Origin of the sequence: Achromobacter sp. HNDS-1 (assembly GCF_040084795.1) — a bacterium.
In the GTDB taxonomy this organism is placed as follows: domain Bacteria; phylum Pseudomonadota; class Gammaproteobacteria; order Burkholderiales; family Burkholderiaceae_B; genus Achromobacter; species Achromobacter ruhlandii.
On the sequence record NZ_CP157584.1, the window covers coordinates 418,421 to 430,768 of the forward strand.

The following is a 12,348-nucleotide window of genomic DNA, read 5'->3' on the forward strand; positions in this document are numbered from 1 at the left end:
GCCAAACCTGTCAAACTGCGGCGAACGAATCATCGCGGCGCCGGGCCGCCTCCCACCCTGCCGCGACAAAGGAACCATGTCCCGCCCTCCCGTCACCCTGCGCCAGGCCACCGCCCGCGATGCCGACGCCATCGCCGCCATGCACGCGGCCAGTTGGGCCGTCACCTATCGCGGCCTGCTGCCCGACGGCTTTCTCGACGCCGGCCTGGCCGATGACCGCATGGTCCACTGGCAGGACCGGATGCGCGACGCCGACACCGATGCGCAGGCCGTGTTCATCGCCGAGCAGGATGGCCAGCCGATCGGCTTTGTCTGTGTCAAGCAGGAACGCGACCATCCCGGCGAGGTGCTGCTGGACAACCTGCACGTGCTGCCGCCCTACCAGGGCACCGGCGCCGGCAAGCTCATGGTGGCGCGCGCCGAGGCCTGGGCCCGCGCCCGCGGCGCATCGCGGCTGTATCTGTATGCGCTGGAAGGCAACACCCGCGCCATCGACTTCTACGAGCGGCAAGGCTGGCGCAACACCGGCACCGAAAGCGACCGGATCGGCGGTATCGAGGTGCAGGCGCGCCGCTACGAGCGGCCGATGTAACCACATGCCGCGCGGATTGCGAGTAAGGTATGCCCAAGAGGCCTTCATCGTCCGGCACGCCGGCCCGTGCCACCCGCAGGAACCCCGCATCATGACTACCCTTCGCCTGGCACTGCGCCCGATCCTGGCCGCGATCACGTGCGCGTCGCTCGCCGCCTGCGCCAACCCGCCGGCGCGCGGCACTGACCTGGAATATCGCAGCCGCCCGCCCGCGGCCACGCAGGGCGCGACCAGCGCCCCGGGCCAACGCCTGAACATCCAGACCGGCGAGGGAGAACGCCTGAACCTGCCTTGGTTCATCCAGGACACGCAGAACCTGATCAATCGCCAGTGAGCCTGCGGGGCGCGTCAGCGCGCCGCGAACCAGTCGCCGGCCACGCCGCCATTGCGGCCGCAGAAAGGCGGACCCGAGCCGTCGTCGGGGGAGCCAGCAGGCGCCGTTTGGCGCGCCACCAGCACGGCGCCGCGCCGCGTCAGCGTCACGACCCAGGGCGGACCGTCCTGGTAGGTCACTTTCAGGCTGTCGCCATCGACCACCGCATTGCCGCTCAGGTCGCAGACCCAATTGCCGTAGTAAGGCATCCACGAATTGACCGCCACGGCCAGCTCGCCGTTGGTGCCCTGCGTGATCTCGATCTCGCCCTCGATGTTGCGCCACTTGCCGATGAAGCCGGCGGCCGGATGCGGATTGATGGCCTTCAACAAAGCCAGGCGCGCCCGCATGAAGGCGGCCATTTCCTTGGCGGGCGTGCTGTGCGTGAAAGGCTGCTCATAGACCCTGTCCCGCATGCCCAGGAAATAGCGTTGATCGGCGGTCAGCGACTTGGCCGCTTCGGCATCCAGCTTGTCCCGCACATCCTTGTATTGCCGCGCGATCGCCGCATCCTGGTCCGCCAGCGCCGGGTTGGCGCAAATCGCTTTCTCGACTGGCGTGGCGGCCTTGGCGCAGTTGAAGGAAGGCGCCGCCGTGGCGCTGCCGGCCACGGCCAGCGATGCCGCCAAGAGCAGAGGACGCATCATGGTGGGAAATTCTCCAGGAGGTATAAAGGTTCGCCACACCCGGCGACGTCGGACAAATTCGCGGCGCCGGCATGACCAACGACGCGGCTTGGAGTCTACGCGATAACGCCAGCGCGCGACGCGCGGGGCACGGACCGTCGCGCCCACGCGCCCGCCCTTCCCCAGGCCAAAAAAATCGCCCGCCGAAGCGGGCGAATCCCATCGGGGCGCCGCGGGCCGGCCGGCCCACGGCAGCGCGATTAGCGCGCCGGTGCCTTGGCCGCGCCCACGTCCTTGCGCACCTTGGCCACGTCCGACGCGCTCACCGCCGCGCCCTGGTTGCCCCAGCTTGAACGCACGAAGGTCACCACGTCGGCGACTTCCTTGTCGGTCAGGCGCCAGTCGAAGCCCGGCATCGCATACGCCGTCGGCGCGGCCGAGGTGCCCGGCATCTGCGCGCCCTTGAGCACGATGTGGATCAGCGACGCGGGATCGGCCGAGTTCACCGTCGAGCTCAGCGCCAGCTGCGGGAAGGTTTCCGCGTAGCCCTTGCCGGTGCTGCGGTGGCAGGCCGCGCAGTTGTTCAGGAACGTCATCGCGCCGTCGCTCGTATCCTTGCCGCTGCGCAGGGCCTGCGCCACGGTGTCGTTGTAGGCGAGCGGCTGGGTGGCGTTCTTGTTCACCGGCGGCAGGCTCTTCAGATACACCGCGATGGCGTTGACGTCGGCGTCGGTCAGGTGCTGGGTGCTGTCCTGCACCACCTGCGCCATGCCGCCGAACGCGGCCGAATGGCCGTTGCGACCGGACTTGAGGAAAGCGGCGATGTCTTCCTTGCTCCAGCTGCCCAGGCCGTCGGCCATGTCGCCGCGCAGGTTCTTCGCGAGCCAGCCTTCGACCACGCCGCCGGACAGGAAGGCCGAGCCGTCGGCGTCGGTCAGCGCCTTTTCCTGCAGCGCGAAGCCGCGCGGAGTGTGGCAGGTGCTGCAGTGGCCCAGCCCTTCGACCAGGTATTGGCCGCGCAGCAGCGCCTGCTTGTCCGCGTCGTTGGCGGGGGTGGCGGTGACCGGCGCGGTGGCCACGTCGGGCGCGAACATCCAGCGCCACACGCCCAGCGGCCAGCGCATCGACAGCGGCCAGGTGATGTCGGTGTCCTTGTTGGCCTGCTTGACCGGCTCGACGCCGTGCATGAAGTAGGCGTACAGGGCCTTGACGTCATCCGGCGTGACCTTGGCGTAGGCGGTATACGGCATGGCCGGATACAGCGAATGGCCGTCCTTGGCCACGCCATGGCGCACGGCACGGTCGAAGTCCTCCAACGTATAGTTGCCGATGCCCGTGTCCTTGTCGGGCGTGATGTTGGTGGAATAGATCGTGCCCAGCGGCGACTCGATGCCCAGGCCGCCAGCGAACGGCTTGCCGTCCCTGGCGGTGTGGCAGGCGATACAGTCGCCGGCGCGCGACAGGTATTCGCCCTGCTTGATCAACTGCGCATCCGCGGTGGCGGGCGTGCCCTCGGCGGCCCAGCCGGAGCCGCAAGCCAGGATCGAGAGCGCGGCAACAATGGTTTTCTTCATCATTGTCGGCTCCTTACGCCTGGACCAGCGGGCCGGGGTTCTTCAGGTACTGGTCGCGGATCGCCTGCGCGGCCCAGTACGCCAGCGCGCCCACCAGACCGGTCGGGTTGTAGCCCATGTTCTGCGGGAACACGCAGGCGCCCATCACGAACACGTTGGGCACGTCCCAGCTTTGCAGGTACTTGTTGACCACGCTTTCCTTGGGATTGGCCCCCATGATGGCGCCGCCGGTGTTGTGCGTGCTCTGGTAGACCCGGGTGTCGTAGCGCGCGCCCTTCTTGCGCACGGCGACGAAGTGCTTCTCCGGCTTCATGGCCTTGGCCACTTCCTCCATCTTGTTGCCCATGTGGCCGAGCATGTCGAATTCATTGTCGTGCCAATCGAACGTCATGCGCAGCAGGGGCTGGCCGAAGCTGTCCTTGTAGGTCGGATCCAGCGACAGGTAGGCATCGCGGTACGACATCACCGAGCCGGAGATGCCGATGGTCATGTAGCGCTGGTACGCATCCTGCACGCCGGCCTTCCACGCGGTGCCCCAGGACGGCGTGCCGGGCGTGGTGGGCGTCATCTTGATGGGACGGCCGCCGTAGCGGATGTGACGGATGCTGGCGCCGCCGATGAAGCCAAGCGGGCCGTGGTCGAACTGGTCGCCGTTCAGGTCATCCATGCCGACGCCGCCGGCGCCGGTGCCGACGAACGGATTGAGCTGGGTGCCCTTGGGCAGCAGCACGTTGACCGCGCCGTTCATCTGGTAGGCGTAATTCTTGCCGACCACGCCTTCGTTGGTCTTGGGATCGTAGGGCTTGCCGATGCCCGACAGCAGCAGCAGGCGCACGTTGTGCATCTGGTAGGCCGACAGGATCACCAGGTCGGCGGGCTGCTCGATCTCGCGGCCCTGCGCGTCGATGTAGGTCACGCCGACGGCCTTCTTGCCGGTCGAATCGAGGTTGACCTTGATGACGTGCGAATGGGTGCGCAGTTCGAAGTTGGGCTTTTTCAGCAGCACCGGCAGGATGGTGGTCTGCGGCGAGGCCTTCGAATACATGTAGCAGCCGTAGTTCTCGCAGAAGCCGCAGAAATTACAGGGACCCAGGCGCACGCCGTACGGGTTGGTGTACGGGCCGGAGGCGTTGGCCGCGGGCGCCGGATACGGATGGAAGCCCACTTCGCGCGCGGCCTTGTCGAACAGCTGGGCGCCGTAGGTGGTGGCCAGCGGCGGCAGCGGGAATTCCTTGCTGCGCTTGCCTTCCAGCGGGTTGCCGCCCTCGACGATCTGGCCGTTCAGGTTGCCGGCCTTGCCCGAGGTGCCGCAGACGTACTCGAACTTGGTGAAGTACGGTTCCAGCTCGTCGTAGGTGACGCCGAAGTCCTGGATCGTCATGCCTTCGGGAATGAAGTTCTTGCCGTAGCGCGTTTCGTAGCGGGTGCGCAGTTCCAGTTCCTCGGGCAGCACGCGGTAGTGCATGCCGTTCCAGTGAAAGCCCGCGCCGCCCACGCCCGTGCCCAGCAGGAAGGAGCCATTCTGGCGATACGGCACGGCCACATCGTCCACGCCATGCCGTATCGTCACCGTCTCCTTGGACAGGTCCTGGAACAGCTTGCCGCGCACGGAGTACGCCAGCTCGTCGAGCACCTTGGGATATTCCGCGTCCTTGGGGGTGTCCTGCATGGCGCCGCGTTCCAGCGCCAGCACGTGCAGGCCGGCTTCGGTCAGCTCCTGGCCCAGGATCGCGCCAGTCCAGCCGAAGCCCACCAGCACCGCGTCCACTTTGTCTTTCTTGATCGCCATCGCTTACCCCTTTTCCCCGGAAATCGACACGGGCCCGTAGGGATACTTGACGTTGGGCTGGTCGACCCAGTCCATGTAGTCGCCGCGCGCGCCCGGGAAACCCACCATCTTCCAGCCCACCATGTTCTTGTTGCCGCCGTACATCGGGTCGGCGAAGAAGCCTTCCTTGGTGTTGCCCAGCAGGAAGCTGAAGAAGGTCTTGGCGGGGACGGCGTCGAACTCGATCTTGCCCGCCTGCAGGTCCTTCAGGATCTGTTCCTGCAGGGGCTTATCGAGTTCGGCGAAGACCTTGCCGTGGGTCTTCTTGCACCACGCGTCACAGGCCTCGATGCCGTGGCGGTAGACCTCGCGCGGATTCTGGTTCAACTGGTAGCCGAGTTCCGGCGCCACGTCGGGATGGAACGGCCCCTGCATGTACCAGAGCTTGCCGTGGCCATACGGCGTTTCCATCTGGCGGTCGATGAACTCCGGCACCCCGGCCTCGATGGCGCCGGGGCCGTACTGGTCCGCGGGGATCAGGTGATCGACCGCGGCCACGATGAAGTTCCATTCGGGCTTGGTGAAGTAGGTGGGCTCGTAGGCCTTGGCCGAGCGGGCCGCGCCGCCGTCGGCGGCGTTGGTACAGCCCGTGGCGGCCACCCCCACCGCCAGCGTCGACGCGGGCACGATGGCCAGCGCCTGCAGAAACCGCCTGCGCGGCTTTGCATCTTGTGTCATAGACATCTCCGTGAAAATTCCAAGTCGTCCTGGCGCACAGCCGCACATGCACTCCTGGAAACACGAACTGCCGGGCCGCGCCCTGGTGACAACACGCTCTTCTTCGTTACTGAAAAGCAGACCTATCCTTGAAAAGGGACGCAAGGAAAGGTGGCCCTCATTATGCGCTTTTCAGACCAACTGATCTGCTGTTCCGACCGGATCAGATCGATTTTCTTGACTCGGGATTTACTTTTGCATTAAGGACACTGTCAGACGAATTCAGGACTGCACCACGTCCGTATAGTGCGCAGTCCGCCTGCGGCCGCCACGGAGCCGTGCCCAGCCCGATAACAAACGTTACTCACGGAAACGATTCGATGACGGAAAAAAGCAAAACCTGGCGCAGTTCGACCACCACCCGCAGTTGGTCGATGTCAGGCAACCCGCCGACCGACGCGGGTGATGCCGTGGAGGCAATGCGCCGCGCAGGCGACGGCGCGCGGATGCACGTCAGCGAACAGTGGCGCTACGCAGGCGACGACGCCGACGGCCCCTTCCAGGTCGAGATCAAGGACGGCGTGGTCACGGTGAATGGCCAGCGTTACGACAGCCTGGAGGCGGTGCCACGGGCCGACCGCGAACGCATCGAAGCGGTGCGCCATGGGCTGAACGACAGCGGCCTGTGGGACGCGCTGCGCGATGCCGGCATAGACATCGGTGGCCTGGCGGGACCGGGCGCGCCGCGCACAGCCGGCAAACCGGAATTCATCATGGAAACGGACATCCCTGATGTGCGCAGCGTGACGCCCGCTGCAACACCCGCCCCGCATGCCGAGTCCGCCCCGCGCGTCACGGAAGCGCCCGCGCCCGGCGCGGTGCCGCGCGGCGCCGGCGGTCTGCGCCGCATCGTGTTGATCACCGTGGCGCTGGGACTGGCGTGGTGGATACTGCGCCTGACGGGCGCGGCCTAGCGGGCCGGGCAGATCCGTCAGACGCGCGCTGACGGCCGATGCTCGCTCCCCCGCGCTTCAATCTTCCTGCCCCGCCAGGCGATCAGCCACGCGCCCGCCCCCAGCAGCGCCGCCACGCCGAACGCCACCGCCATGCCCCGCCCCACCGCCGCCGCGGGCGCGGCCGCCAGGTCCGCCGCGCCCGCGCCCAGCGCGAACACCGCTCCCATCACCGAGGCGCCCGTCACCAACCCCAGGTTGCGCGACAGGTTCAGCATGCCCGCCACCAGGCCGCGCTGCTCCGCGCCGATGCTGGCCATGACCGCGGTGTTGTTGGCCGCCTGGAACGAGGCGTAGCCCGCCGTCAGCAGCGCGATCGGCGCGATATAGCCCGCCGCGCCGAACGCGGCGGGCGCGGCCGCCAACAAGGCCGCGCCCACGGCGACGGCCGCCAGCCCGGCACGGCTGACGCGGCCGGCGCCGAGGCGATCCACCAGCCGCCCGGCCGGCACGCCGCACAGCGCGCTGACCACCGGCCCCGCCGACATCACCAGCCCGGCCGCCGCCGCGCCCAGCCCCAGCGCCTGCGTCAGATAGAACGGCCCCACCACCAGCGTCGCCATCATCACCGTCGACACCAGCGCGTTGGCCGCCAGCCCCGCGCGCAGGCCCGGCCGCCGCAACAGCGCCGGACGCAGCAGCGGCGCCGGCGTCCGCGCCTCGACCCACAGGAACAGCCCGCCCCCGGCCAGGGCCCCCAGCAGCAGGGCGGCGTTGAGCACGCCGAACCGGCCGCGCCCCAGCGTCATGGCCAGCGCGTACGCCGCCAGCACCGCCGCCAGCAGCAACGTGCCGCGCAGATCGAAGCGCGTCGGCGGCCCGCCGCGCGGCCGGTCGGCCGGCAGGTGACGGTAGGCCAGCCCCATCGCCGCCAGGCCCAACGGCAGGTTCACCAGGAAAATGGCGCGCCAGCCCGGGCCGGCGATCAGGGCGCCGCCCAGCGTCGGCCCCAGCGCCGTACCCACCGCCGACATGGTGCCCAGCAGCCCCATGGCGCTGCCCGCCCTGTCCTTGGGCAGCAGGTCGCCGACAAACGCCATGGTCAGCGCCATCATCACTGCCGCCCCCATGCCCTGCGCCACGCGCGCCGCCACCAATTGCCCCAGCGTGGCGGCCAGGCCGCAGGCCGCCGACGCCAGCGTGAACACGGCGATGCCGGCCAGCAGCAAGCGCCGTCGCCCCGCCATATCGCCCAGCCGCCCCGCGCCCACCACGCACGAAGTGATCGCCAGCAGGTAGGCCAGCACTACCCATTGCACCTGCGAAAACGGCGCATCCAGCGCCCGCGCCAGCGTCGGCAGGCCGACATTGGCGCTGCTGGTGCCCAGGGAAGACAGCAGCATGGACAGCGCCAGGCCGGCCAGCCCCCAGGCGGCTCTGCGGCCGGCGCCAGCCGCCGGCAGGGATTCGGGTAAAGCGTGAGACATGGGGATCCGTCGTCAAATGCGGTCAGGGGCGGGGCGCTGGCCGAACGGCGCGCGACCCGTTGAAGCCGCCAGCGTAGGCCCGCGCCGCACATAGCGGAAGACGCAGCATTTGCACTTTATTCATGCATCTGACGCCACTCCACGGCAAGGCCGTGATATGGTCGCGCCATGTCCCGCCCCGACCTCAACCTGCTGCTCACGCTGGACGTGCTGCTTACCGAAGGCAACGTCGCCCGCGCCGCGCGCCGGCTGCACCTGAGCCCGTCGGCCATGAGCCGGGCGCTGGCGCGCCTGCGCGAAACCACCGGCGATCCGCTGCTGGTGCGGGCCGGCCGCGGCCTGGTGCCGACGCCCCGGGCGCAGGAACTGCGCGAACAGGTGAATCGGCTGGTGCAAGAGGCGCAGGGCGTGCTGCGTCCGGCCGAATTGCTGGACCTGTCGCGGCTGTCGCGCCATTTCACGCTGCGCACCAGCGATGGCTTCGTGGAGTGCTTCGGGCCGGCGCTGATCGCCCTCACCCGGCGCGAGGCGCCCGGCGTGCGGCTGCGCTTCGTGCAAAAGCCCGACAAGGACAGCGCGGCGCTGCGCGACGGCAGCGTCGACCTGGAGACCGGCGTGATCGGCGCCGCCAGCAGCCCCGAGATCCGCACCCGCGCGCTGTTTCGCGACCGCTTCATCGGCGTGGTGCGCGCGGATCATCCGCTGGCCCGGGGCAAGGTCACGGCGGCGCGCTACGCCGCCGGCCAGCATGTGCTGGTCTCGCGCCGCGGCCTGGACAAAGGCCCGATCGACACGGCGCTGCAGGCGCAGGGCCTGACGCGTGACATCGCCGTCATCGTCGCCGGCTTTGCCGACGCGCTGGCCCTGGCGCGCGGCTCCGACCTGATCGCCAGCGTGCCCGAGCGCCACACCGCCAACCTGCGCGCCGGCATGCACGGCTTCGCGCTGCCCGTCCAGGCGCCGGCCATCACCATCTCGATGCTGTGGCATCCGCGCATGGACGCCGATCCGGCGCATCGCTGGCTGCGCGAGTGCGTGCGCCAGGTGTGCGCGGACTGACGCCGCGCCGCCCTGGCCGCTAGACGCGCAGCGCGGCCCGTTCGGGCCAGCGCCACGACTGCTCGCGGAACGCCTGCGGCGGCATGTCGTAGGCGCGCCGGAACGCCCGCGCGAAATCCGACGCGCTGCCGAATCCCAGGCCATAGGCGATCTCCATCACCGTCAGGTGCGGATAGCGCGCCAGTTCCTCGGCCGCCAGCCGCAGGCGCGACTGGCGGATGTAGGCGCCCAGCCCGCCCTCGTGCTGGAACAGCCGGTACACCGTGGGCCGCGGCAGGCGCAGCGCCTGGATCACGGATTCCGGCGTCAGCCCGGCCTGGTGCAGATTGGCCTGGACGTGGCGCCGCACCTCGGCCACCATTGCCGCCCGCCCTGCCGCGCGGGCATTGCCGGCCAGGCGCGCGTCCTTGCCGAACGCGGCCAGCAGCAACCGTACGCAGGCGGTGATATCGGCCTGCGCCTGGGCCGCGCCCAGCCCGCGTATCGAGCGGCCCAGCGCCGCCGCCTGGCCGACCGCCAGCCGCAACAGCGGCATGCCGTCGTGCAGCGTGCGGCCATGGATCGCCTGCGGATCGGGAAACACCTCCTGCACCAGTTCCGCCGGCACGAAAAAGGTCAGCATGCGACAGGCATGGCGCCACATCCGCACCGGCTGGCCCAGATCCACCGCCAGCACCCGCGCCGCGCCGCGCGCGTCCGGCGGCCGTGGCGCATTGCGCAGCGTCACATCGTCCACCCCGCCCTCCAGGAACACATGCAAGGCGAAGTCGCGGATGTTGTCGCGGGAAATGCGCACCAGCGAACGCTCCAGCCGCAGGGCGTCCGAACGGCAATCGGTGAACATCAGGCGGCCCACGCGGTAGCGGTCGATGGAGGCCTGGAACGGCTCGCGCAGCGCGTCGCGGTCGGGCAGCACGTCGACCACATGCCCGACGTGGTCGCGCCAGGCCAGCAGGCGGCGTTCGGGCGCGTGCGCCGCCACATCGAAATGATGGTGGGCGACGGCGGCTGGCAGGCTCGGCGGTTGGCCGGCGGAATAAGCATTGGGGTTCATGCTTGCGGGTTGCCGCGAGGGTGCGCGGACTTGGACTCGTCAAATATGACTAAAAGTAAATAACGGCCGCCTCGCCAAAAACTGAGACGCGCGGTATAGCCACGAGACTAACAGTATCTAAGCTTGGCGAGAGATTCCGCAAGACGTACGCGGACTCGGGCCGAAGTACCGCCAGCCAGCGGGGCGCCGCGCCGGGAAAACCGGCGCCACGCCGCACAGCATCTGCGCGCATTCCCCTTCCCGGGGAATGCGCTTTTTTTCCGCCTCCGGCCCCGCCCGCATGGCGCGGCGTCCGGGAATACCCGCATGGCGCGCTGGGAACCGCTACCATACGGCTTCGCTGTCATCACCCCGCTGCCGTTTCACCATGTCCGCCTTGAATTTCCGTTCTCCCACCCTCGCCGACACCGACCGCTGCTTCGAGATCGAAACCACCGCCTACGAAGGCGACGAAGCCGCCACCCGCGCCAAGATCGCCACCCGCATCGCCAACTATCCGCAAGGCTTCCTGCTGCTGGAAGAGGACGGCGCCATCGTCGGCTTCATCAACAGCGGCTGCGCCCATGAAGTGGTCATGTCGGACGAGGCCTTCAAGGAACTGGTGGGCCACGACCCGGCCGCGCCCAACGTGGTGATCATGTCGGTGGTGGTCGATCCCGCCCACCAGGGCAAGGGCCATGCGGCGCGCCTGATGCACCGCTTCATCGACGACAGCCGCCGCCAGGGCAAGCGCAGCATTCACCTGATGTGCAAGGACCGCCACGTCGAGCTGTACCGCAAGCTCGGCTACCGCTACGTGCGTCCCTCGGCGTCCGACCACGGCGGCATGGCCTGGCACGAGATGGTGCTGGATCTGTAGGCAGGGACGACGCCGCGCGGCCCATCTCGATCCAGCGGACTCCGCGCGCCGGACTTCGGTCAATGCGCCGCCCCGCGCCGCCCCGGCCTGAAGCCATGGGTCCTGGCGCGCCAGGCCAGGCCCCAGGCCAGCAACAACAACGCCAGGATGGCTTGCGGCAAGGCGCCCGCTCCCGCCGTTTCCAGCAGTACGCCCCCCATCGCGCCTCCGGCCGCGAAGGCCAGGTTGAACACCGTCACCAGCATCGATTGCGCCACCTCGGCCCCATCGCCGGCCGCGTCCGCCAACGCCGTCTGCAGCAGCGTTGGCGCGCCGCCGAAACTCAGGCCCCACAACGCCAGCATCACGTAGACGCCGCCCGCCGGCAGCGCGCCCTGCCCCAAGGCCAGCGCCACCAGCGCGAACGCCGCCAGGCTGCCCAGCACCAGCCGGCGCAGGCCGCGGTCCACCAACGCGCCGGTGAAGCCGATGCCGCACAGCGACGCCACGCCGAACACCAGCAGGGCCGCATCCACCCGTTCGCCCAGTCCGAATGCCGCCAGCAACGGCGCGACGTAGGTGTACAGGGTGTAGTGCGCCAGGATCCAGGCCAGCACCACGCCCAGCACCGGTCGCACGCCAGGGGTCGTCCATACCCGGCGCATCGGCACACGCCGCGCGGCCGTCTGCCCGGGATAGTCGGGCACCGCTCGCACCACCCAAGCCACCAGCGCCAGGCTCATGCCCGCCAGGATGCCAAACACCGTGCGCCAGCCGGCCAGGCCGCCGAGCCAGGCCCCCAGCGGCACGCCCAGCGCCAGGGCCAGCGGAATGCCGACCATTGCCACCGCCATCGCGCGGCCCTGTTGCGACGGCGCCACCATGCGCCGCGCGTAGCCCGCCAACAGGCTCCAGGCCAGGCCGGTGGCGATGCCCGCCATGAAGCGCGCCGCCAACGCCAACGGAAAATGCGACGCCAAGGCGGTGATGGCATTGCAGACAAAAAAGCCCCCCACCGACAGCAACAGCACCCAGCGCCGCCGCCAGCCGCGCAGCGCGACCGTCAGCGGGATCGCCGCCAGCCCCGATCCCAGCGCGCACAACGTCACCAGCTGGCCCGCCCAGCCCTGCGATACGCCGAAGTCGCGCGCCATCCTCGGCAGCAGCCCGGCCGGGACGGCTTCGTTGGCGGTGGCGATAAAGCTGCACATGGTCAACGCCAGCAAGGCCGCCATCGGCATGGGCGTCGTGGCCGGCGCGGGGGCAGGCGTCCCCCTGGCCAGCGAACCCGTGATCTCGTTCATTGT

At 69.3% G+C, this 12,348-nt stretch carries 12 protein-coding genes; 5 read left to right on the forward strand and 7 right to left on the reverse strand.

The window, feature by feature from the left end; genetic code table 11:
- Positions 1-76 precede the first annotated feature (76 nt).
- Both ABFG95_RS01825 and ABFG95_RS01830 read left to right on the forward strand, forming a co-directional pair.
- A complete protein-coding gene (locus tag ABFG95_RS01825) occupies positions 77-592 on the forward strand; it encodes a GNAT family N-acetyltransferase (protein ID WP_348995359.1) in 516 nt (171 codons plus the stop codon).
- A gap of 91 nt (positions 593-683) precedes the next feature.
- Positions 684-926 (forward strand): hypothetical protein, encoded by a 243-nt coding sequence (locus ABFG95_RS01830; RefSeq protein ID WP_054415619.1) that lies wholly within the window; start codon positions 684-686, stop codon positions 924-926.
- 14 nt (positions 927-940) lie between these two features.
- On the opposite strand, the gene ABFG95_RS01835 is transcribed toward ABFG95_RS01830, so the two are convergent.
- The 4 genes from ABFG95_RS01835 to ABFG95_RS01850 form a co-directional block, all read right to left on the reverse strand.
- Positions 941-1,612 carry a lysozyme inhibitor LprI family protein gene (locus ABFG95_RS01835; protein ID WP_175144539.1) on the reverse strand — a complete coding sequence of 224 codons (672 nt, stop codon included), beginning with the start codon at positions 1,610-1,612 and terminating at the stop codon, positions 941-943.
- Positions 1,613-1,851: 239 nt separating this feature from the next.
- The gene (locus ABFG95_RS01840) at positions 1,852-3,168 is read right to left on the reverse strand and encodes a cytochrome c (RefSeq protein ID WP_348995360.1); all 1,317 of its coding nucleotides are present in this window, start codon (positions 3,166-3,168) and stop codon (positions 1,852-1,854) included.
- 10 nt (positions 3,169-3,178) lie between these two features.
- Positions 3,179-4,954 (reverse strand): GMC family oxidoreductase, encoded by a 1,776-nt coding sequence (locus ABFG95_RS01845; RefSeq protein ID WP_175144537.1) that lies wholly within the window; start codon positions 4,952-4,954, stop codon positions 3,179-3,181.
- A 3-nt stretch (positions 4,955-4,957) separates the two neighbouring features.
- Positions 4,958-5,671 (reverse strand): gluconate 2-dehydrogenase subunit 3 family protein, encoded by a 714-nt coding sequence (locus tag ABFG95_RS01850; protein WP_049073369.1) that lies wholly within the window; start codon positions 5,669-5,671, stop codon positions 4,958-4,960.
- 359 nt (positions 5,672-6,030) lie between these two features.
- On the opposite strand from ABFG95_RS01850, the gene ABFG95_RS01855 reads away from it, so the two are divergent.
- Positions 6,031-6,624: a hypothetical protein gene (locus tag ABFG95_RS01855; protein WP_348995361.1), complete on the forward strand. Its 594-nt coding sequence runs from the start codon at positions 6,031-6,033 to the stop codon at positions 6,622-6,624.
- A gap of 17 nt (positions 6,625-6,641) precedes the next feature.
- Here the strand turns inward: ABFG95_RS01855 and ABFG95_RS01860 are convergent, their stop codons facing one another.
- Complete coding sequence (locus tag ABFG95_RS01860) at positions 6,642-8,090, reverse strand: MFS transporter (RefSeq protein WP_336726997.1); 1,449 nt, start codon at positions 8,088-8,090, stop codon at positions 6,642-6,644.
- Positions 8,091-8,258: 168 nt separating this feature from the next.
- Here ABFG95_RS01860 and ABFG95_RS01865 point away from each other — a divergent pair, with 168 nt between their 5' ends.
- The gene (locus ABFG95_RS01865) at positions 8,259-9,149 is read left to right on the forward strand and encodes a LysR family transcriptional regulator (protein ID WP_049073366.1); all 891 of its coding nucleotides are present in this window, start codon (positions 8,259-8,261) and stop codon (positions 9,147-9,149) included.
- A gap of 19 nt (positions 9,150-9,168) precedes the next feature.
- On the opposite strand, the gene ABFG95_RS01870 is transcribed toward ABFG95_RS01865, so the two are convergent.
- Positions 9,169-10,203, reverse strand: a complete 1,035-nt coding sequence (locus ABFG95_RS01870; protein ID WP_348995362.1) for a helix-turn-helix transcriptional regulator — start codon at positions 10,201-10,203, stop codon at positions 9,169-9,171.
- Between the two features lie 367 nt (positions 10,204-10,570).
- Between ABFG95_RS01870 and ABFG95_RS01875 the strand changes: the two genes are divergently transcribed.
- The gene (locus ABFG95_RS01875) at positions 10,571-11,062 is read left to right on the forward strand and encodes a GNAT family N-acetyltransferase (RefSeq protein WP_049073364.1); all 492 of its coding nucleotides are present in this window, start codon (positions 10,571-10,573) and stop codon (positions 11,060-11,062) included.
- Positions 11,063-11,121: 59 nt separating this feature from the next.
- Here ABFG95_RS01875 and ABFG95_RS01880 read toward each other — a convergent pair whose 3' ends face one another.
- Positions 11,122-12,276 carry an MFS transporter gene (locus tag ABFG95_RS01880; protein ID WP_139122138.1) on the reverse strand — a complete coding sequence of 385 codons (1,155 nt, stop codon included), beginning with the start codon at positions 12,274-12,276 and terminating at the stop codon, positions 11,122-11,124.
- Between the last annotated feature and the right edge of the window lie 72 nt (positions 12,277-12,348).